Origin of the sequence: Marinospirillum celere (genome assembly GCF_900112235.1) — a bacterium.
In the GTDB taxonomy this organism is placed as follows: Bacteria; Pseudomonadota; Gammaproteobacteria; order Pseudomonadales; family Halomonadaceae; genus Marinospirillum; species Marinospirillum celere.
In genome coordinates this window covers 893,453-914,199 of the sequence record NZ_FOLH01000001.1, presented here as the reverse complement: position 1 = coordinate 914,199, position 20,747 = coordinate 893,453, and the positions used below count along the sequence as shown (strand labels likewise).

General features: G+C 50.2%; 24 protein-coding genes. 20 read left to right on the top strand and 4 right to left on the bottom strand.

Annotated features, from left to right (window positions below; all coding sequences use genetic code 11):
• The first annotated feature begins 16 nt into the window (after positions 1–16).
• The gene (locus BM185_RS04335; protein ID WP_091959744.1) at positions 17–304 is read left to right on the top strand and encodes an antibiotic biosynthesis monooxygenase family protein; all 288 of its coding nucleotides are present in this window, start codon (positions 17–19) and stop codon (positions 302–304) included.
• A 54-nt stretch (positions 305–358) separates the two neighbouring features.
• Here BM185_RS04335 and BM185_RS04330 read toward each other — a convergent pair whose 3' ends face one another.
• On the bottom strand, positions 359–805 hold the full coding sequence (locus BM185_RS04330; protein ID WP_091959741.1) for a universal stress protein: 447 nt from the start codon (positions 803–805) through the stop codon (positions 359–361).
• Between the two features lie 208 nt (positions 806–1,013).
• On the opposite strand from BM185_RS04330, the gene BM185_RS04325 reads away from it, so the two are divergent.
• From BM185_RS04325 to BM185_RS04315, 3 genes are all read left to right on the top strand, one after another.
• Entirely contained in the window at positions 1,014–1,451 is a 438-nt protein-coding gene (locus BM185_RS04325; protein ID WP_177203467.1) for a hypothetical protein, read from the top strand.
• A gap of 2 nt (positions 1,452–1,453) precedes the next feature.
• Entirely contained in the window at positions 1,454–2,053 is a 600-nt protein-coding gene (msrA, locus tag BM185_RS04320) for a peptide-methionine (S)-S-oxide reductase MsrA (RefSeq protein ID WP_091959735.1), read from the top strand.
• A 135-nt stretch (positions 2,054–2,188) separates the two neighbouring features.
• On the top strand, positions 2,189–3,820 hold the full coding sequence (locus BM185_RS04315) for a methyl-accepting chemotaxis protein (RefSeq protein WP_091959731.1): 1,632 nt from the start codon (positions 2,189–2,191) through the stop codon (positions 3,818–3,820).
• An 81-nt stretch (positions 3,821–3,901) separates the two neighbouring features.
• Here the strand turns inward: BM185_RS04315 and gdhA are convergent, their stop codons facing one another.
• Together gdhA and hisC are read right to left on the bottom strand one after the other, a co-directional pair.
• Positions 3,902–5,254: an NADP-specific glutamate dehydrogenase gene (gene gdhA, locus BM185_RS04310; RefSeq protein ID WP_091959728.1), complete on the bottom strand. Its 1,353-nt coding sequence runs from the start codon at positions 5,252–5,254 to the stop codon at positions 3,902–3,904.
• A gap of 165 nt (positions 5,255–5,419) precedes the next feature.
• Positions 5,420–6,487 carry a histidinol-phosphate transaminase gene (gene hisC / locus BM185_RS04305; RefSeq protein WP_091959725.1) on the bottom strand — a complete coding sequence of 356 codons (1,068 nt, stop codon included), beginning with the start codon at positions 6,485–6,487 and terminating at the stop codon, positions 5,420–5,422.
• Positions 6,488–6,543: 56 nt separating this feature from the next.
• Between hisC and BM185_RS04300 the strand changes: the two genes are divergently transcribed.
• The 15 genes from BM185_RS04300 to BM185_RS04230 all read left to right on the top strand — a co-directional run bounded on the left by BM185_RS04300 (position 6,544) and on the right by BM185_RS04230 (position 19,553).
• On the top strand, positions 6,544–7,278 hold the full coding sequence (locus BM185_RS04300) for a pseudouridine synthase (protein WP_091959722.1): 735 nt from the start codon (positions 6,544–6,546) through the stop codon (positions 7,276–7,278).
• A 35-nt stretch (positions 7,279–7,313) separates the two neighbouring features.
• On the top strand, positions 7,314–7,640 hold the full coding sequence (locus BM185_RS04295) for a hypothetical protein (protein WP_091959719.1): 327 nt from the start codon (positions 7,314–7,316) through the stop codon (positions 7,638–7,640).
• A gap of 86 nt (positions 7,641–7,726) precedes the next feature.
• On the top strand, positions 7,727–8,683 hold the full coding sequence (gene fabD / locus BM185_RS04290; RefSeq protein ID WP_091959717.1) for an ACP S-malonyltransferase: 957 nt from the start codon (positions 7,727–7,729) through the stop codon (positions 8,681–8,683).
• A gap of 20 nt (positions 8,684–8,703) precedes the next feature.
• Positions 8,704–9,468 (top strand): 3-oxoacyl-ACP reductase FabG, encoded by a 765-nt coding sequence (gene fabG / locus BM185_RS04285; protein WP_091959715.1) that lies wholly within the window; start codon positions 8,704–8,706, stop codon positions 9,466–9,468.
• A 134-nt stretch (positions 9,469–9,602) separates the two neighbouring features.
• Positions 9,603–9,836 (top strand): acyl carrier protein, encoded by a 234-nt coding sequence (acpP, locus tag BM185_RS04280; protein ID WP_091959712.1) that lies wholly within the window; start codon positions 9,603–9,605, stop codon positions 9,834–9,836.
• Between the two features lie 174 nt (positions 9,837–10,010).
• Positions 10,011–11,249, top strand: a complete 1,239-nt coding sequence (gene fabF / locus BM185_RS04275) for a beta-ketoacyl-ACP synthase II (protein WP_091959709.1) — start codon at positions 10,011–10,013, stop codon at positions 11,247–11,249.
• An 8-nt stretch (positions 11,250–11,257) separates the two neighbouring features.
• Positions 11,258–12,103 carry an aminotransferase class IV gene (locus BM185_RS04270; RefSeq protein WP_091959706.1) on the top strand — a complete coding sequence of 282 codons (846 nt, stop codon included), beginning with the start codon at positions 11,258–11,260 and terminating at the stop codon, positions 12,101–12,103.
• 11 nt (positions 12,104–12,114) lie between these two features.
• The gene (mltG, locus tag BM185_RS04265) at positions 12,115–13,176 is read left to right on the top strand and encodes an endolytic transglycosylase MltG (protein WP_091959703.1); all 1,062 of its coding nucleotides are present in this window, start codon (positions 12,115–12,117) and stop codon (positions 13,174–13,176) included.
• Positions 13,173–13,847 (top strand): dTMP kinase, encoded by a 675-nt coding sequence (gene tmk / locus BM185_RS04260; RefSeq protein ID WP_091959700.1) that lies wholly within the window; start codon positions 13,173–13,175, stop codon positions 13,845–13,847. Before mltG ends, tmk begins: the two co-directional genes overlap by 4 nt.
• Entirely contained in the window at positions 13,840–14,826 is a 987-nt protein-coding gene (locus BM185_RS04255; protein ID WP_091959697.1) for a DNA polymerase III subunit delta', read from the top strand. The genes tmk and BM185_RS04255 overlap by 8 nt, the downstream gene beginning before the upstream one ends.
• On the top strand, positions 14,819–15,154 hold the full coding sequence (locus tag BM185_RS04250) for a PilZ domain-containing protein (RefSeq protein WP_091959694.1): 336 nt from the start codon (positions 14,819–14,821) through the stop codon (positions 15,152–15,154). Before BM185_RS04255 ends, BM185_RS04250 begins: the two co-directional genes overlap by 8 nt.
• Positions 15,155–15,168: 14 nt before the next feature.
• Positions 15,169–16,011 (top strand): TatD family hydrolase, encoded by an 843-nt coding sequence (locus tag BM185_RS04245; protein WP_091959690.1) that lies wholly within the window; start codon positions 15,169–15,171, stop codon positions 16,009–16,011.
• Between the two features lie 36 nt (positions 16,012–16,047).
• A complete protein-coding gene (locus tag BM185_RS04240) occupies positions 16,048–16,725 on the top strand; it encodes a TetR/AcrR family transcriptional regulator (RefSeq protein WP_091959687.1) in 678 nt (225 codons plus the stop codon).
• Positions 16,726–16,728: 3 nt separating this feature from the next.
• The gene (locus tag BM185_RS04235; RefSeq protein ID WP_091959683.1) at positions 16,729–17,298 is read left to right on the top strand and encodes a DUF1285 domain-containing protein; all 570 of its coding nucleotides are present in this window, start codon (positions 16,729–16,731) and stop codon (positions 17,296–17,298) included.
• Positions 17,295–19,553: an ATP-dependent helicase gene (locus tag BM185_RS04230; RefSeq protein WP_143089479.1), complete on the top strand. Its 2,259-nt coding sequence runs from the start codon at positions 17,295–17,297 to the stop codon at positions 19,551–19,553. The genes BM185_RS04235 and BM185_RS04230 overlap by 4 nt, the downstream gene beginning before the upstream one ends.
• Here BM185_RS04230 and BM185_RS04225 read toward each other — a convergent pair.
• Positions 19,531–20,295: a TrmH family RNA methyltransferase gene (locus BM185_RS04225; RefSeq protein WP_091959676.1), complete on the bottom strand. Its 765-nt coding sequence runs from the start codon at positions 20,293–20,295 to the stop codon at positions 19,531–19,533. The two genes, BM185_RS04230 and BM185_RS04225, sit on opposite strands and share 23 nt — an antisense overlap.
• 150 nt (positions 20,296–20,445) lie before the next feature.
• Between BM185_RS04225 and ppnP the strand changes: the two genes are divergently transcribed.
• Positions 20,446–20,730 carry a pyrimidine/purine nucleoside phosphorylase gene (gene ppnP, locus BM185_RS04220; protein ID WP_091959673.1) on the top strand — a complete coding sequence of 95 codons (285 nt, stop codon included), beginning with the start codon at positions 20,446–20,448 and terminating at the stop codon, positions 20,728–20,730.
• The last annotated feature ends 17 nt before the right edge of the window (positions 20,731–20,747 follow it).

Sequence of the window (20,747 nt, the reverse complement as noted above, 5' to 3'; positions counted from 1 at the left end):
TTGAAGAGGTCAAAAGATGATTAAGGTAATTATTGAAAGACAGTTGCTGGAAGGTTTAGAGCAAGAGTATCGCCAAGCCTCTCAAGCTCTTTTGCAGGCCTGTATGGAGTCGCCGGGGTATATTTCCGGTGAGTCTTTGGTGGATCTTAGGCGGCCCAATCGGCGCATTATCATTACTCAGTGGAACAGTGAGTCAGCTTGGCGTGCTTGGGAGGTTTCTGACAAGCGTCAGCAACTGCTAGGTGGTATAGCTGGGATTCTGGCCAATGACGAGAAGGTTACTTTATTAGCGCCGATTAGCTGATGACAGTGAGTTAGTGCCTCAGGTGGGGTAGGCTCCACCTGAGGCGAGACGATTTTATTTATTTTTACCCACGCGAACAGCCAATACATCGCAGGGTGCGCCATGTAAAACGCCGCTGGAAACTGAGCCAAGCAGCAGTTGTAGACCATGGCGGCCATGGCTACCCACGACGATCAGGTCAACTTGATGCTCTTCAGCCAACCGGTGGGTTTCTGAGTCGGGCATACCGACCAGAATGTGGCGGTTTTCTTCGGGGATTTCAAATTCACCCAGGAGTTCATCCATGCGCTTGCGGGCATGGTCATCCAGTTGCTCCTGAATACTGGTCAAGTCCATGGGAATATCGCCACCATAGGCAAAACCCAAAGGCTCCAGGGTGTGGACGACAGAAACCTTGGCTTGCTGGTTGCGGGCAGCAATTTCTTTGGCCCTTTGCAGAACCAAGCGAGAGTCTTCTGACAGGTCGATAGCGACCAGGATGTTTTTGTACTCGTTGCTCATAGTTTAGTTTCCTTTGTTACTAGGGCTTGCAAATCAATCGTCTCATGAGACTATAGCTTGAAAAGCCCGCATCTGTCTTGGCTCGAATCACTTTTTCATTGACATCCTAAGCGAGTAGATTGTGGAAGTATTTGGTTGGTTGCTTTTGGCCGCAATTTTGGTTTTATCTCCTTTGAGTTGGATTAAACCTTCTCCTGGGCAAAAAAAGTTGGCTGTGCTGAGGGAGGAAGCTCGTAAGCTGGGCATCAAGGTAACTTTGACACCCTTAAAGCTGAAAGATGGAAGTAAACTTCAGGGAGCTGCTTATCGCTGGTTACGTCCACCTGAGGCGCCAGTAATGCCGGGTTATCTTTGTTTGCTGCGCAAGGATACTGAAGTCGCCCAGCCGCCTGGGGAGCCTTGGGACGAAGACTGGAAGCTGATCCAGGGGCAGAGGTCTTTTTTAACGGAGGCACAGCAGCAGGCGCTCAATGCTTGGTTGGCTGAGTTACCGCATAATGTTTTTGCGCTAGAGTGGGGGTCTGCAACCCTGGCACTTTGGTGGGATGAAAGAAAGGCTGCCGATATTTTGCCTAGCTGGCATCAAACAGCTCAGGCACTCTTGGCCTTACCTTGTAAGAAACCCGGTGAATCGAATTGGAGGTAGTGATGGCTGCTGATGACTTTCCTCTTCCTGAGGTAACTGAACCTGAAGGTCAGGTTGATGAGCAGGGGTATAAATCTCTGGTACTGGCCGGTGGCTGTTTCTGGTGTGTGGAAGCCGTTTTTCAAGCGGTTGAAGGTGTTGAAGAAGTCGTATCCGGCTATGCTGGTGGAAGTGCGGCAACGGCAACTTATGAGCAGGTTTGTTCGGGTGCCACTGGTCATGCTGAGGTGGTTAAGGTGTGTTATAACCCGGCTGTGGTTTCTCGTGGCTTTTTGCTGAAGGTCTTTTTTTCAGTGGCCCATGATCCAACGCAGCTTAACCGTCAAGGTAATGATGTGGGCACTCAATATCGTTCAGCTGTTTTTTATCAGGAAACTGCAGAAAAGAATCAGGTAGAAGGCTATATTAAACAACTGGATACTATAAAAGTGTGGCCGCATCCTTTGGTCACTCAGGTTGAGTTTCTGGATGCCTTTTATCCAGCAGAGGCTTATCACCAGAACTTTGCGCGCCAGAACCCTGCTCAGCCTTATATTCAGGCTGTTTCTCAGCCCAAGGTTGAGAAGTTAAAAAAAGAATTTACCAGTTATTTGAAGCCGTAAACTTGTTTAAGCTCTTTGTTGCAGGTGCTCCTCAATCTAAAGTTGCACCTGATAAGGGTTGGCTCTTATAGCCGTTCAGCCTAAACTCTTGGGTTGAACAATAATAAAGATAATAAAAACTTTAGGGGTAGTTGGATGAAGAATACACTCAAGTTGCTTGGGTGGCTGCTAGTGATGGTTGCCCTGGGGCTCTTTTGGTGGAGTGGGAGTGCGGGCTTATTTGCTGGACTTGCCAGTGCTAGTTTGCTGGTTGCTGCTCTGCTCTTCACCTTGCCTACTACTGGGCAAACGCTTACCAAGCCAACCACTAGTCAGCTACAAAAAATCTATCAGGCTGATGGTCAGGAATTAGCCAGCCTTTCTGCAGAACAAATGCAAGCGGCCGAAGCAGACTATCTGTCCTTGAAAAAAATGGCGAGCCGTTTGGCCAAAAGCGCCAGTCTCACGGCAATTTCTACTGCCGAGGTGTCCTATCATTCCGACACTATGGATAGGCGGTTAAATATACAGGAAGAAAAAGTCTCGGGTATTTCCAGTACCATGGAATCCATCTCTGTAGCTATCGAACAGGTTTCGGTTAATGCCAGTAATGTTTCCGAAATGGCTGCCAGTGCTCGGGACGATAGCTTTCAGAGCCGCGATGCCCTGACCAGTTTGATGACGGATATGCGCGATCTTTCCAGTCGCTCTGAACAGGCGCTGGATTTGATCGAGCTGTTGAATGAGAAAAGCTCAAGTATTCAGCAGGTCACTCAGGTGATTGAAGGAATAGCAGAACAAACCAATCTGCTGGCCTTGAATGCGGCTATAGAAGCAGCCAGGGCAGGTGAACACGGGCGGGGTTTCGCCGTGGTTGCCGATGAGGTAAGAAGTCTGGCTAGCCGGACTTCCGAGTCAACCCGCCAGGTTGAAGAAATTGTTCATGAGATACAGAAAAGCACCCATGAGGTTGTCGATAATATAGGCCACCTGATGAAGCAGGTATCAGGTGGTGCGGCGGCAGTTGAGCAGGTGGGTGGTCGCATGGAATCCATGACCAGCCAGTTTGATGAAGTGGGGCATCAGATTAATTCCATAGCAACCGCAGTTGGCGAAAGTCATGATCATGTTCAACTAATCGCTGATGCCTTGGCAGAGCTGACTGAACAGATTTCGGATGGTAATTCCGATATGCATGATCTGGCCAAACAGGCCCAAAAGCTGATGGATAATGCAGAAACCATCAATGCTGATATTGCCAGCCAGCGGGTTGATTCACGTCACCAGCAAGCCTATGGCTTGGCCCGCAAAGCGGCAGATGAAGTAGAGCGGCTGCTGGAAGAGGCGTTGCAGCAAGGTAAGTTTTCTGAACAAGGGCTCTTTGAGCCTGACTATAAGCCAATACCGAATACTGAGCCTACTAAATATAATACTGCTTTTGATCGTTTTACAGATCAGGTATTGCCCCCTTTGCAAGAGCCTTTGCGTACCTCTTTTCCAGGCGGCTTGTCCTATGCTATAGCCTATGATCGGCATGGCTATGTGCCCACGCATAACGATGCCTATGCACATGACCAAACGGGTGATCCTGAAGTGGATCTGGTTAAAAGTCGAAGTAAACGGATTTTTAAAGATCCAACAGGTAGTCGCTGCGCTAGCAATACCAATAAGTTGCTTGTGCAAACTTATAAAAGGGATACGGGAGAGGTGGTGCATGACCTTTCTGTTCCTATTTATGTGCGCGGTAAGCATTGGGGTGGCTTTCGGGTTGGCTATACGCCGGAATAAATGCTTGAAAGGAACAAAAAAAACCGCCTAATTTTGGGCGGTTTTTTTATGGGTCAGCTTTAGTGATCAATCACGATTGGCTTAGACAGCGCCCTGCTGAATCATGGCATCGGCAACCCTGCGGAAGCCCGCAATATTAGCACCAAGGACTAGGTTGCTGGGTTGATCAAATTCACGAGCTGTTTCATAGCTTTGCTCGAAAATGCCTTTCATGATGCCTTGCAGGCGAGTATCGACATCTTCAAAGCTCCACTGGGTCATGCTGGCATTTTGAGCCATTTCCAGTTGGCTAGTGGCAACACCGCCAGCATTGGCCGCCTTTCCAGGACCATAGGCAATACGGGCATCCAGGAAGAGATCCACGGCATCTGCTGTTGAAGGCATGTTGGCGCCTTCGCTAATGCAGGTCACGCCATTTTTCAGCAGAGCTTTGGCATCGGCTGCAGTCAGTTCATTCTGAGTTGCTGAAGGGAAGGCAGCCTGGGCTTTAAAGCGCCAAACGGCATGACCATCCTTGGGGTAATCCTTGGCAGGGATATACTGAGCTTGCTTGTGGACCTTCAGGTAATCTTCCAGAGATGCACGACGGATTTCTTTCAGGTCTTTGAGTAGTTCCAGATCGATACCCTCAGAATGGTAAAGAGTACCCTGGGAGTCAGAGCAGGTAACCGGTAGGGCACCTAGCTGGTAAAGTTTTTCAATAGTGTAGATGGCAACGTTGCCTGCACCTGAAACTAGGCAGGTTTTACCATCCAGGCTTTCGCTACGGTTATTGAGCATGTTCTCGGCAAAATATACGGCACCATAGCCGGTGGCTTCTTTACGAACCAGGGAGCCACCCCAATTCAAGCTCTTGCCTGTTAAAACACCTTCGTAGCTTCCGGTTAAGCGTTTGTATTGGCCATACATATAGCCTATTTCACGGGCACCGACACCTATGTCACCGGCTGGAACATCAGTGGTGGCGCCAATATGACGATAGAGTTCAGTCATGAATGACTGGCAGAAACGCATAATTTCCGCGTCGGAACGGCCTTTGGGGTTAAAGTCTGAGCCACCTTTACCACCGCCGATAGAAAGACCTGTGAGGGCATTTTTGAAAATTTGCTCGAAACCCAGGAATTTTATAATCCCTGCATTCACGCTGGGGTGAAAGCGAAGACCACCCTTGTAGGGCCCTAAAGCTGAATTGAATTGGACCCGAAAGCCTTTGTTAACCTGAATCTTGCCCTGGTCATCAAGCCAGGTAACACGAAATAAAATTTGTCGTTCAGGTTCAACCAAGCGTTCAATAATGCTTTCTTCGCGGTAGTGTTTGCAGTTGTCCAGCAGAGGGCGAATGGACTCTAATACCTCTTCAGCAGCCTGGTAAAATTCGGTTTGACCAGGACTGCTTTTTTGCAATTTGGCCAGGGTGTCTTGAACGTAGGGCATGGAGCTTCCTTGTGTAAATATCGATCGTTAGATAAATCTTATTCTTGTATTTTTAGGGTGCGTTAATATAGCGCACTGCAAAGCTATGCGTCCAGCGTATGCACTATGCCGGTGCGTAATGAGGCGGGTTTTTCCCTTCCTTGGGTGGGGCTTTATCTTTATTAATTAAAGACTTAGAGTTTCTTTGAGGACGGCTATCAGTTTTTTGTTTTGTTCGGGTGTGCCCAGAGTTATGCGCAAATATTGATCAATTTTGGGCTTTTTGAAGTGGCGTACCAGTAGGGCTTTCTCTCTAAGTGACGAGGCAAGCTGGCCTGCATCCACAGCTTCAGGGGTGCGTGCAAAGACAAAATTGGCTTTGGATTCGGGGACTTTAAAGCCCAGCTTTTCTAGTTGTTCACTCAGCCAGGTGCGCGAATCAATAATTTTCTGACTCAGCTGCTGGTAATAGTCCAGGTCTTCCAGTGCAGCTTGGGCGCCCGCTAGGGCCAGACGGTCCAGAGGGTAGGAGTTGAAGCTGTCTTTAACGCGAGTCAAACCTTCGATCAGTTCCGGGCTGCCCAGCGCAAAGCCAACTCTCAGGCCAGCTAAAGCCCAGGATTTGGAGAAGGTTTGGGTCACCAGTAGGTTAGGGAATTCTTTGACCAAGGGGGCTGCTGATTCAGTGCCAAAGTCCACATAGGCTTCATCAACCAGAACGACAGAGTCGGGGTTTTTGGTTAGCAGCTGGCGTATTGCTTCCAGAGGCAGGGCCTTGCCTGTTGGTGCATTAGGGTTAGGGAAGATGATGCCGCCATTGGGCTGCTGATAATCCTCAAGGTTAAGGTTGAGTTCGGCATCCAGTGGTGGCTGCTGGTAGTCAACTTCATAGAGCTGGCAGTAAACCGGGTAGAAGCTATAGGTGATATCAGGAAATAGCAGTGGCTGAGGCTGTTGACGGAAGAAGGCTTGAAAGGCAAGGGCCAAAACTTCGTCCGATCCATTGCCGACAAAAACATGATCTGTTTGCAGTCCCGAATACTCGGCTAGGGCCTGTTTTAACGCTAGACACTGGGGGTCTGGATAAAGACGCAGGTCATCAGAAGTCGCTTCCCGGATGGCATCCAGCACCCTTGGTGAGGGGCCGTAAGGACTTTCATTGGTGTTGAGTTTGATTAGATCTGCTATTTTAGGCTGCTCACCAGGAACATAGGGGGTCAGCTGGTGGACCAGTTGGCTCCAGAAACGACTCATAGGTTAACCCTTGGGTTGGCGGAAAACGACTTATTGAAGGGGTTACTTTATACCTTATGGCAAAACAAACTCAACGTCTGGACAAGTTTCTAACAGCAACAACCGAGCTGACGCGTAGTCTAGCCAAGAAAGCACTGCACCGGGGTGAAGTTCTGGTCAATGGTGAAGTGGTTAAAGATCCCGGTATGCAAATAGGGGCTGATGATCAGGTGGTTTGGCGTGAGGCTCAGTTGGAAGATGTGGGTTTGAGGTATTTGTTGCTTAACAAACCCTTGGGTTATGAGTGTACCCGGCGTAGCAGTCATCATCCCTTGGTTGTTGATTTGCTTGACCTGCCACGCAAAAACCTAATTCAGCCGGTGGGGCGTCTTGATCTGGATACTTCAGGTTTGCTGCTTCTAACCGATGATGGACAATGGCTGCATAAAATAACCTCACCAAAACATCATAAAGAAAAAGTCTACCTTGCTGAACTGGCGGAGCCTTTGGTTGCCGATGCGGCAGCGCGGCTTGCCGAGGGTCTGATGTTGGATGGTGATGATAAGCCGACACGACCGGCGTTCCTGGAAACCATGTCTGCGACCTGTGTTCGCTTAACCGTCACGGAAGGTCGCTATCATCTGGTGCGACGTCTTTTTGCAGCCTTGGGTAATCACGTTGTCAGCTTGCATCGGGAAGCAGTTGCGGATATTCAGTTGAATATCGAAGAACTGCCAGCAGGCCAGTGGCGTTATTTGACAGAAGAAGAAGTTAGTAGGGCAGTGGCTGATAAGCCGCGGAGTGCTGTTTGACTAGACTTCTTAATTTGAATGGAAGATAGAGAAAAATGAAAAACCGGATGCTGATTGAGCTGGAAAGAATTCGCAAGGAAATTAACCGAGAGGTTATTAACCCTTTGGTGCCTGAATTGGCACTGGCTGATTTGAGCCCTTTGCTAACCATGGTGGCAAATGCGCGAGCGGATTACGTTAAGGCGCTGCTGGATCTTGCTCAGGCCACCGAGGGTGAAGCCCCCAGCATTGACCAAGTGCATCAGTTGCGCGACCGTCGATTGATTTTTGAGGAGCTCGTGACTGCAACCAATGCGCTGGAGACCGTTATTCAGCGTGAATACATGGATGTCAAGGACGGACAGAGACCAAAAGCCGGTTAAAAGTATACAAAAGGCATAGCCTTCTCTGAGGGCTATGCTAGAATGCGCGCCCATAATCGAGCTGAGTATAGGATCAAGGTGACTTTATGGCTTCTACCCTGGCATTTATTTTTCCCGGGCAGGGCTCCCAGCAGGTAGGGATGCTCTCTGAGCTGGCAGAGCGTTATGCGGTTGTCAGATCGACGTTTGAAGAAGCGTCCACCGCACTGGGTTATGATTTGTGGCAGTTGGTGCAGGAAGGACCAGCCGAGCAGCTTAATCAAACCGACAAAACCCAACCTGCACTCTTGGCAGCCAGTGTGGCTGTGTGGCGGGTTTGGAAAGAATTAGAAGGTGCACGCCCTGATTGGGTTGCTGGTCACAGCTTGGGTGAATATTCCGCTCTGGTTTGCAGCGGTGCCCTGGATTTTGCCGACGGTTTGCGTCTTGTGCGTGCTCGTGGTGAATTTATGCAGCAAGCTGTTCCTCAGGGCGAGGGTGCTATGGCAGCGATTCTTGGTTTGGATGCTGAGCAAATTGAAAAAGCCTGTGCTGAAGCAGCTGAAGGTGAAGTGGTTCAGCCAGTCAATTATAATGCCCCCGGCCAAATTGTTATTGCCGGTGGTACTGCAGCTGTAGAGCGAGCAATTGCGGCCTGTCAAGCAGCCGGTGCCCGTAAAGCCATGCCTTTGCCGGTGAGTGTTCCTTCTCATTGTGAGCTAATGCGTCCGGCAGCTGAAAAGCTGGCTGAAGAGTTAAACCGTATTCAACTGAGCAAGCCCCGCGTTCCAGTAGTGCAAAATGTTCACGCTGCCCCTGAAACGGAAGTGGCCAAATTGCGTGATCATCTGGTTGCTCAGCTCTATCGCCCAGTACGCTGGATTGAGAGTATTGAGTTCATGGCGAATCAGGGCGTAGACACCTATATTGAGTGCGGTCCTGGTAAAGTCTTGGTTGGTTTGAATAAGCGAATTGTAAAATCAGCCAAGAGCCTTGCAGTGAATGATCCTGATTCGGTCATGGCTGCTTTGGAGCTGCTGCGCAATCAGCAGGAAGCCAACTGATTTTTATAAGAGGATAAAGCATGTCAGAACAACAAGTCAGTCAGGATCTGCAAGGACGAGTTGCCCTGGTTACTGGTGCCAGTCGCGGTATTGGCCGTGCAACAGCCCTGGAGTTAGGTCGTCGTGGTGCTACTGTTATAGGAACAGCGACCAGTGAGTCGGGTGCCCAGAAAATTACTGAAGGTCTGCAGGCTGCCGGTGTGGCGGGCGAAGGCATGGCCTTGAATGTTACTGATGCTGCTTCTGTTGAAACAGTTCTGAAAGCTATTGCTGAAAAGTATTCAGCACCGCTGATTCTGGTGAATAACGCCGGTATCACTAAAGACAATCTCATGATGCGCATGAAAGAAGAGGAATGGGATGATGTTATGGAAACCAACCTCAAATCTGTGTATCGCATGAGCAAGGCTTGCCTGCGTGCTATGACTAAAGCGCGTTGGGGGCGTATTATCAATATCAGCTCTGTGGTTGCTACCATGGGTAATATGGGGCAAGCTAACTACTGTGCAGCTAAAGCGGGTATGGAAGGTTTCACTCGTTCTTTGGCCCGCGAGCTGGGTTCCAGGAATATTACGGTTAATGCCGTGGCACCCGGTTTCATCGCCACTGACATGACTGAAGTGCTGCCTGAAGAGCAGAAAGAATTTCTGGTCAAACAGGTTCCTCTCGGTCGTCTCGGTCAGCCCGAAGAAATAGCGGCTGCTGTAGGTTTTCTAGCCAGTGAGCCAGCGGCTTACATTACTGGTGAGACCCTGCATGTCAACGGCGGCATGAACATGCGTTAAAACCTTTTCTTCGGAGTGGGCTTTTTTAACCGAAATCAGTGATTTTAGGTTGCAAGAGTCCACTTCGGTTTATAAACTACCGTGCAATTTAGATCAATGCACGGCAAGACTCTAACCAGGAGCAAACAAACGTTATGAGTACCATCGAAGAGCGCGTAAAGAAGATCGTCGCCGAACAACTGGGTGTTAAAGAAGAGGAAATTCAGAACTCCTCCTCCTTCGTCGAGGACCTGGGCGCTGATTCTCTGGACACTGTTGAGCTGGTTATGGCTCTTGAAGAAGAATTCGAGACCGAAATCCCAGACGAAGAAGCTGAGAAAATTACCACTGTCCAAGAAGCTGTCGACTACGTCAACGCTCATCAGTAAGCAAGAGCTTGCTGTCTGGCAGTGTAAGTCAGGCTGTATTTGACTGGCTTCACAGAAAACCGCTTCACCTTCGGGTGCGGCGGTTTTTGTTTTTTTAGGATATAATGCACCGCAATTTATACTGGATCCTGTTAGGGTCTTAGATCTGATGAGTAAGAATTTGGAGGAAGGGGCATGTCACGTAGAAGAGTAGTGGTTACTGGGATGGGGTTGGTAACCCCTCTGGCTAATAATCTGGAAGACTCCTGGAAGGGGATTCTGGCTGGCCAAAGTGGCATGGCTCCTATTGAGAATTTTGACGTAACTGGCTTTTCAACGCATTTTGCGGCCCAGGTTAAGGGCTTCAATGTCGAAGACTATATGTCCAAGAAAGATGCCCGCAAAATGGATACCTTCATCCAGTACGGGATGGCTGCAGCGATTCAGGCGATAGAGAATTCAGGCCTGGAAACAACTGAACAGAATGCTGACCGCATCGGTGCAGCAATTGGCTCGGGTATTGGTGGTCTGCCTATGATTGAGCACAACCATGATGCGCTCAACAAAGGCGGCCCTCGCAAGGTTTCTCCTTTCTTTGTGCCTGGCTCCATTATCAACATGATCTCTGGCAACCTGGCTATTCGCTATGGTTTCAAAGGGCCCAATATTGCCATTACCACGGCCTGCACCACAGGAACTCATAATATCGGCTACTCCGCCAGAACCATTGCCTATGGCGATGCCGATGTAATGATTTGTGGTGGTGCAGAATGTGCCAGTACTCCACTGGGCGTTGCTGGTTTTGGCGCTGCCCGTGCACTCTCAACGCGTAATGATGACCCCAAAGCGGCCAGCCGCCCTTGGGATAAAGACCGGGATGGTTTTGTCTTGGGTGATGGTGCAGGCGTTCTGGTACTGGAAGAATATGAACATGCCAAAGCCAGGGGCGCGACCATTTATGCCGAGCTAACCGGCTTTGGTATGAGTGATGATGCCCACCATATGACCTTGCCCCCGGCTGACGGCAGTGGTGCAGCAGCTTCCATGCGTAATGCCATCAAGGATTCCGGCTTGAACCCTGAGCAGATCAATTACATCAATGCCCATGGTACTTCAACACCTGCAGGTGATGTTGCCGAAAGCAAGGCCGTTGAAGCTATTATGGGTGCTGCTGCTAAGCAGGTTGCGGTCAGTTCGACTAAGTCTATGATTGGCCACCTGTTGGGCGCTGCAGGTGCTGTCGAAGCTGTGTTCTGTGTATTGGCGATTCGTGACCAGGTTGCTCCGCCAACTATCAATCTGGATAACCTGGACGAAAACTGCACCTTGGATTATGTGCCTCACGAAGCACGCCAAATGGAGATCAAGCATACGCTCTCCAACTCCTTTGGCTTTGGTGGCACCAATGGCAGCCTGATTTTCAGTAAGGTTTAACTGGACGCATGTCCTTTCACCAAACACTGACAGATGGTCGTATTCCAGCTCCTGAAGATCTCGACTGGCTTTTAGCCAGTCGAGCATTGGCATTTGGAGAAGGGGTCTTTACAAGTATTCGTGTTTGGCAAGGACAAGCCATTTTTTGGCCGGCGCATTTACAACGCTTGAGAAGCGGCCTGGAGGGTTTGGGTGCCCATTTGGACCAGAGCTTTTGGAGTTGCCTTGAGCAGGAAGTTGAGCAGCTGGCAGCCAGGCTTGAAGAGGGTATGCTCAAAGTCATGTTGTTGGCTGGACCGGGTGGTCGAGGTTATCGGCGTAGCACCAGCAGCCAGCGCTGGCATAGGGTACTCCAGGCACGGCCTTTAAGCTTGATAGCAGAAGCCTATCAGGGGATTCCCCTGTGGTGGATGCCTTCACCTGCTGCTGGCCCCCAAACAGCCAGCAAGCACCTGAATCGCCTTTGCCAGGTCCTGGCGTCTGATGCCTGTCCTGAGGCTTATCCGGAAGCCCTTTTATACAAGGGTGACGACCAAATCATTGAAGGCATCGCCCGTAATGTTTTTTGGTATGCGGAAGGCTGCTGGTGGACACCCTCCTTGGCAACGGGCGCTTTGGCTGGTGTAATGCGTCGTCAGCTTTTGGATTCCTTTCCTGTGCGTGAACTGGAAACAGCCAAGCTCGCACAGCTTCAAAAGGCCGACGAGGTTTTTGTCTGTAACAGTGTTCAAGGGATCTGGCCGGTAGTGTCATTGCAAAGCGAAGCTGGACACCTGGGGCGCTGGCCACTAGGCTCAAAAACACAAGAGCTAATGCAAACCTTCCACCCCAAGATGGGGCTTCCCTTGAGCTAAGGGTCTGATAGATGAAAAAAATTCTGGTCCTCGGACTAACATTGTCTCTGGCAACTCTGGTTGCTCTGGCCTTCTGGTTATACCAACAACTGCATGAGCCCCTGAAGATTGATGAACCCCAGATACTGGAAGTCAGCCAGGGACGTAGCTTTATCAGCTTACTTAATCAGTTTGAGCAGGATGGCTGGATTAACTCCACCCTGCCTATGCGACTTTGGCTGCGTATTTCTCCACCTGAAAAACCCATCCGAGCGGGTGAGTACGAACTGGAGCCAGGTACACATCTGCTTGGTTTGCACCAACAGCTGATGCAGGGCGACGTAATCACCTATCGGTTAACTCTTCTGGAGGGCTGGACTTTCCGGGAAATGCGTCAAGCGCTGGCAAGGGCGGAAAAATTGGAACCACTCACTCAGGACTGGAGTGAAGAAGAAATCATGGAAGCTGTAGGCATGCCTGATCAACCGGCTGAAGGATGGTTTTTTCCGGATACTTATACCTACTTTAAGGGCATGCGTGACCTGGATTTACTGAGGCTGGCCAACCGCAAAATGAAGGGCCTGCTCGATCAAGTTTGGGAAACTCGTCAGGCGGGTTTGCCCTATGACTCACCCTATGAAGCTCTGATTATGGCATCAATTATTGAAAGGGAAACGGGTGCTCCTTTCGAGCGCGAAGATATTGCCGGGGTCTTTGTGCGTCGCCTACAAAAAGGCATGCGCCTGCAAACCGATCCAACAGTGATTTATGGTATGGGTGAGCGTTACCAGGGGCGTATTACCCGTTCTGACTTGCGTGAGCCTACACCCTGGAATACCTATGTGATTTCAGGCTTGCCACCGACACCCATCGCTATGCCCGGTGAGGGCGCTTTGAGAGCCAGCGTTAACCCGGCTGATGGTGATACTCTGTATTTTGTCGCACGTGGGGATGGCACTCACCAATTCTCACGCACCTTGCAAGAGCACAACCAGGCTGTGCGCGAGTTTCAACGTAATCGTCGTGAAGGTTACCGCTCCTGGCCTGCGGCACCTATGGATGTTGAAGCTGAAGAAACCGAGGAAACGGAATGAGTGAGGTGCAAAGAGGTTGCTTTATAACCCTGGAGGGTGGTGAGGGTGTTGGCAAGACGACCAACCTTGCTTACTTAACGCAACAGCTTCAGGCGGCATCCATTCCCTGGATCGCCACCCGCGAACCGGGTGGTACACCTTTGGCTGAGCGCATTCGTGATCTTCTGTTGGCCAATGATGGCGAAAAGCCTCATGAACTGACAGAGCTCTTGCTGATGTTTGCAGCCCGCGCCCAGCATTTGGAAGAAGTGATCAAACCTGCTCTGGCTGCTGGCACCTGGGTGGTTTGTGATCGTTTTACTGATGCAACCTATGCCTACCAGGGGCGGGGCAGAGGCCAGAGTGAAAGTAGAATCCACCAGTTGGAAAAACTGGTTCAGGAAAACCTGGAGCCGGATCTGACTTTTCTATTGGATATGCCAGTTGAAGCCGCTACTGCTCGGGTCGCTGCCAGAGGACAGCAGCCGGATCGTTTCGAGCAGGAACACCAAGCCTTTTTCCAACGTGTTCGAGAAGGCTATTTGAATCAAGCTTTAAAAAACCCACTGCGTTTTCGGGTTATTAATGCGGATCAATCTCTGGAAGCTGTCCAAAAGGATTTAAAAGAAGCACTTATACCCAGTTTGTTGGCCTGGAAAAATCAGCAAGAAAAGGAAGGCCGAGATGCCTAAGCCAGCTTTGCCCTTACCCTGGCATGCTGATATCTGGCGCCAGTGGTTACAGCAGCTGACTGATGATCGCCTGCCGCATGCCATTTTGTTGAGTGGTTTGCCCGGTTTGGGTAAGCGAACGCTGGCAAGGGCACTGGCACACTTCCTTTTGTGTGAACAGCCAGATGTTAATCACCCCTGTGGACGCTGCTCGGCCTGCCAGCTTTTGTATTCTGGTTTTCACCCGGATTGGCATGGCGTGTATCCAGAAGCAGAAGGCAAAGCAATAAAAGTGGACCAGATCAGGGAAATGAATGCGCAGGTTCAACAAAGTGCGCAGCGCGGTGGTTACAAGCTGGTACTGCTTTGGCCTGCTGAAGCCATGAATATCAATGCAGCCAATGCGCTGCTGAAAACCCTGGAAGAACCTGAACCCCGCACCCAGTTTGTTTTGGTCAGTGATCAACCTTCCAACCTTCCCGCAACGATTCGCAGCCGCTGCCAGCAATGGGCTGTAAAAGCACCACCACTCTCTGAAGGCAGTAACTGGTTGGCTTGCCAGCTAACGGATGAGCAGTGTCCAGAAACGCTCTTAAAAGCCGCAGGTGGGCGCCCTTTGCAAGCCTGGAAGCTGGCCAGCCCTGAACTGGAAGAGCCGCGTCAGCTATTGCTGCAAACGATGGAAACCCTGAACAGAGGCGGTGATCCAAGCGAATTGGCTGCTCGTTTGAAAAGCTTTACTCTGGCTGATTTGCTGGACTACCTTCAGGCTTGGTTGGCTGATACCCTAAGATTACAGCTTCAGGGCGAAGCGGGTGTTATGGATTCGCGTCAACTGCCCTTGTATCGCCACTGGGGACAGCTTTTTTCAGCACGTCAGCTGTTGAATTTGGATGCTCATTTAAAGCAAGATCGCTTATTGCTGAATAAGAACCCCAATCATGAACTCTTTATTGAAAAGTTGTTGATCAGGTGGACACAGGAGCTGGGTCATGAGTGAAACCAAAACACTAACACTGAATCTCAAAGACAAGCAGGCTTTGCATGCAGCCTATATGCCTTTTTTAAAGCGCGGCGGCTTGTTTATTCCCACTAGTCGCAGCTTTCTACCGGGGGATCGTATTGAAGTTAATTTGCAGTTACCTGAAGAGCCTGACCCGATCAAGGTTTACGGCACTATGGTTTGGCGTACCCCTGTGGGTGCTCAGGGCCGCAAAACACCTGGAATTGGTGTGCACTTTGCAGAGGATGAAGATTCACCTCGCTACTTTATAGAAGACCTGCTTGCTGGCCTGCTGAATACTGATAAACCCACTCATACCCTCTAGGAGTTTTCACGTTTATGTTTTTGGTTGATTCCCACTGCCATCTGGACATGCTGGATCTGGAAAAGACAACAACCGGTTTAGAGGCCGGGCTTGACGGTGTGTTGGAAGTAGCCAGAAAGCGGGGAGTCGGTCATTTTCTGGCGATTAGCGTTAACCCCTGGAAGCTGGATAGTCTGCGTGAATTGATTGCACCCTATAAGGATGTCAGCCTCAGTGTGGGCTTACATCCTCTGCACCAGCCGGACCGTCCCATTACCCTGGAAGAACTCACAGAACTGGCTTCAGCCGATGACCTGGTTGCTTTGGGCGAAACCGGTTTGGATTATCACTATGATCAGGATAATCACCAGCTTCAGCAGGATTATTTCCAAATGCATTTGGATGCAGCCCTGGCAGTGAATAAACCGGTCATTGTGCATACCCGTGAAGCCAAGGAAGATACCTACCGACTCCTGAAAGCCTATGCCGAACAGGGTGGGCAGGGCGTCATCCATTGCTTTACTGAAGACTTGGAGTTTGCCCGTCAGATGGTGGGTTTGGGCTTTTATATTTCTCTTTCTGGTATCGTTACCTTCAATTCAGCCAAACAGCTCCGCCAGGTTGCCGAAGTCCTGCCACTGGATCGCTTGTTGGTGGAAACGGATAGCCCCTACTTGGCTCCTGTCCCTCATCGCGGTAAACAAAATGAACCTGGCTATGTTCGTGATGTGGCCGAGTTTATTGCTGAATTACGGGGTTTAGACAGTGAATTTCTTGCTCATCAAACAACTGAAAACTTCTTTCGACTCTTTCCTTTAGCGCGTAAACAGACTTCCGGGCTTGTCAGCAACAGCAAAGAGGATTACCTTGTTGACTGAAAAGGCTAATTGGGTCACAAGTCTGAGGAGTAAACCATGGCTGAATCACCGGTAGAAAAACAAGCACGCCGCGTTAGGGAATTTCGCCAGCGTGAAGCCCGTATTCTTGATGCAGCGCTGGAGCTGTTTTTGGAATTGGGTGAAGACAAGGTGACAGTTGAAATGATTGCCGAGAAGGTCAATATCGGCAAAGGAACCATTTATAAGCATTTCAGTACCAAAGCGGAGATCTACCTACGTTTAATGCTGGATTATGAGCGGGAAATGGCAAATCTCTTCCGCTTGCCGGAAATTGCTGAAAACAAAGAAGCGCTTTCCAAAGCCTACTTTGAATTCCGCATGCAAGAACCCGCCAAATACCTGCTCTTTAACCGTCTTGAAGAAAAGCTGGTAAAAGCCAATGTCATTCCAGAAATGATTGAAGAGCTGCATCAGTTTCGGGCCAAAAACCTGGAAAGTCTGTCTGATTTGATTACCTCCCGAGTGGATGAAGGGCACCTGGAAGAGGTGCCACCTTATTTCCACTACTGTGCTTCCTGGGCATTTGTTCATGGCGCGGCCGTACTTTATCAATCCGAATTCTTTCAGGATGTGATTGAAGACAAGGATGAGTTTTTCCGCTTTATGATGGATATCGGTGTGCGCTTGGGGAACCGGGGGCAACGCGGTCGTAAGCACCAGGAAGCGCTGATCAGTAAAACCGTTGAGCGTTGAAGCATGACTGCCACAAGCCTTTCGGGCCTGATTACCCGGATTGAAAAGAATGCAGGTGAAGCCAGCCAATTGCCGGTTGAAAACTGGCAACCTGAACGCCTGGTTGAGGTTGATCTTAAAATCGATGCCAAGGGACACTGGTATCACGAAGGCCAGCCTTTTACCCGCACCTCTTTGGTCCGCCTTTTTTCCACCCTGCTACGCAAAGAAGAGGATGGCAACCACTACCTGGTGACCCCTGTAGAAAAAGTGCGTGTTGAAGTGGAGGATGCGCCTTTTTTGGTGATTCTTGCTGAGCGGGAAGGAGAGGGCGAAACCGCCCGTATTCGCCTGCAAACGAACGTTAGTGATGAATTCTGGCTGGATGCTGAACACCCCCTGGAAATCCGTTTTACGGCTGATGATGAGCCGCGCCCTTATGTGCGGGTCAGAGGGCGCTTGGAAGCCCGGCTTTTGCCCCAGGTTTATTATCAACTGGTGGGCTGGGCTGAAGCTCGGGAAGAGGCCACTGGTGAAACCTGTATGCTGGTGACCAGCTGTGGCCAAGAGTTTTCTCTGGGTTGTTACTCTTGAGCTGGACCGCTTTAACTGAAGAGCAGTTGGCTGTTGTTAAGCATCAAGAAGGCCATGCTCGGGTTCGCGCTGTAGCCGGTTCAGGCAAAACGACCACTCTGGTTGAACGGGTTATTCATCTACTCAACCAAGGCGTGCCCGCACGCAGACTTCTGGTGGTGATGTATAACCGCTCAGCCCGTGAAGACTTTACCCGTAAATTACAAATACGCGCAGGCCAAGCAGGGCTGAGAGTCAGCCTGCCTGATGTGCGCACCTTTCATTCCCTGGGGCATCGTTTGACCGCCAGCCTGGTTCGCTGGGGTTATCTGGAGACCAGACGCCTACAGCAGGAAGAATGGGTAGAAGACAGCTTTAGCCGCCAAGCGATCAAAAAATTAGCTGAAACTCAAGGTGAAGACGCCCAGCCCTGGCTGGAAGAAGATATGCTGGAAGCTTTCAAAAGCTTCTGCACCCTGGTCAAAAGTGGTTTGCAGCCCGCGATAGAGGTTGCTGAAAACCTGGAGCTAGCGGCCAGCCAAAAACACTTTGCGGCTGCCTTTGACGAACGTGAAAAACTGCTTGCTGAACAGCAGGTGATGTTTTTTGATGATCTGCTTTGGCGTCCTCTACAGGTACTGGATCAGCACCCGGAGATCCGATCTAAAATCAGTGGCTTCCTGGATTATCTGGTGGTTGATGAATACCAGGATATTAATGAAGTTCAACAGGCGCTGTTGGTTGCTTTGGCTGGTCAAGCTCAGGTCATGGTTGTCGGTGATGTGGATCAGTGTATTTATGAATGGCGGGGCGCTCGTCCTGATTACATGCTGCACCGCTTTCAACAGGACTTTCCTGGAGTCAGGGAATACCCCCTTTCAAGAAGCTTTCGCTTTGGACACAGTTTGGCGTTGGCAGCCAACCAAGTGATTCAACACAATAGTGAAAGGCCTCCACAATTAACGCTTGCCGTTGAACCCCAGAGCACTCAACTGGCGCAGGGGCAGGGTGCTGGCTGGCTCTTAAAACAGCTTCAGGCCTGGCAGCTTAAGCACCCGGAAGGCAAGGCCAGTGTCCTGGTGCGTAGCTGGTCACAAAGCCTGGCGGTACAACTTGCCTTTTTAAAAGCTCATCAGCCCTTTCAATTGGCCCGTCAGGAACATTTTCTTTTTAATCGACCGCAGATCAAAGGGTTGTTGGCTTATGCACGTCTGGCCTTGAATGGGGCTCCTGGTCGGCGCATCAATTTTCAACACCCGGCAGCCCAGGCTGACTTTTATCAGCTACTTAGTTTTCCAACCCTTTATTTAACGGAGCCTGAGCGCCAGGCCCTGGTGCAGGCAAGAGTTAGAGGCAAGGCTACCCTGGATGCCAGTTTGGATCAGTTGCCGCCAGGAAAGCGCCAACGTCTGCAAAAACGCCTGCAGCTGTTAAATAAATTGGCCGCCAAGGCTGGCAAAATGAAACCCCTGACTTTTCTGGATTGGGTGTTGAATGCAACCGATGCTCTGGAACAGTTAAAAAAAACAGCAGCCAGCAAGGAAAGTGGTGATGAGGCCCTGCGTCTGATTGAAGGTTTAAGGCGTTATGCTGGCCAGAGTCAGGCCACTTTGGGTCGTTGGATTGAGGAATTGGAGATCGCCCAGCAGGAGGGCGCTGCCAGCCTAGCGAACCAACAAGCCTCTCAGGTTAGCATTCAAACCATTCATGCCGCCAAGGGCTTGGAATGGGATTGGGTGGGCGTTTATGGATTAAATGAAGGAGATTTTCCTTACACCTCAGGTTTTAGTCGTCTGACTGCAGCTCAAGAAGAGGCTGAGCGGCGGCTCTTTTATGTGGCTATTACCCGTGCCCGTCAAGAATTGGTGCTGGCAGAAGGGGAAACTGCTGGGCCAGCCAGTCGTTTTCTTCAGGAAGCCAGTATTCGAGATGCTCTCTATTGGGCCGAGGCCTTGGCTGACCCTGTTGCCGCAACTGAAAGCCAGCAGGTGGCCTACCCTGATTTATTGGCCCAGTATTGGCAGGCGGTCACTGATCGTCCTCAGCCTGAAATCAAGGCGAGGGTACAAGCACCCAAAGCACGCCAGCCTTTGAAAGTTGAAGAAGGAGAACTAAAAGTTGGTGACAGGGTTGTTCACCAGCAATTTGGTGAAGGGCTGCTGCTACGGGTGGAAGGAGACTTTCCCCACCGGCTTTTGGATATCAGCTTTGACCAGCAGGGCCTGAAGCGCATGAAAGAAGAAATTGCCCAAATCAGGCCTTTGCAAGGCGCTTGAGATTGTCACAGATAATTGCCGTAGCCACGCCCACATTAAGGGACTCAGCCTGACCAAAGGCGGGTATAGTGATTTTGCGCGTGATTAGAGCCGCTACTCCTGGACTGATTCCCTGAGCTTCACTTCCCATAACCAGTACGCCTCCCTGGTCTGGATCAGCCAATTGCAACTGATGAATGGATTCGCCTTCCAGAAAAGCACCCAGCACTGGATTTTTCCCAGGCAAAGTCTGTAAAAAAGGCTCCAGGTGTTGGTAGCTGACCTGAACCCGTAAAAAAGAACCCTTGCTGGCGGCGATTACCTTGGGGTTATAAAGGTCGGCTGTGGCTGGTGAGCAAATGACCTTGCTGATACCGTACCAGTCGGCAATTCGTAAAATGGTTCCCAGATTGCCGGGGTCATTGATTTGATCCAGAGCCAGCAGCCATTCACCGGATGCAGGGATCAGTGGCTTTTCTTCGGGTATTTTAGCAATGGCCAAAGCGCTTTGATTACTGGCCAGAGTGCCCGCCTGAGTAAGCTCATTGGCTGTTGCCTGGGTGATTTTTTCAGGAAAGCCAGCCACAAGGGAAGCATATTTCTGTAGAAAGTCTTCACTGGCAAACAACTGAACCAGCGGCCAGCCGGAAGCCAAGAGCTCCAGAACGCTTTTTTCACCTTCCACCAAAAACTGGCGGTATTCACGGCGGTATTTTTTGCGTTGCAGGGCGCGCAGAAGCTTGCTCTGATTTTTACTGATCATCCGGCATCCTGTCAGCGGGGCGGGCTAGAATAAAAAACTGGGCTAAGTATAACTTAAAGAAGTCAATTAAGTGACCTGAGAGATTTCCAGGCGTTGTATGACGCTATAGAATCAGCACTCTTTTTTGATCAACCCGCTGGAGTGGAAGCGATGCTGAAGGTTAATGAGTATTTTGATGGCCAGGTGAAGTCCCTTGCTTTGAATAATGCTGAAGGTCAATTGACTGTTGGCGTCATGGAAGCGGGTAACTATGAGTTTGGTACCAGCCAACAAGAAGAAATGACGGTGGTTACTGGTGCTTTGGAGATTCAGCTACCGGGTGAAACTGCTTTTACCACTTACACCAAAGGGGAAAGCTTTAAGCTGCCTGCAGGGATTAAATTTCAGGCTCGGGTGAATGAACAGAGTGCTTATCTGTGTCGCTACTTTGATTGATTAGCTGCGAAATTGAA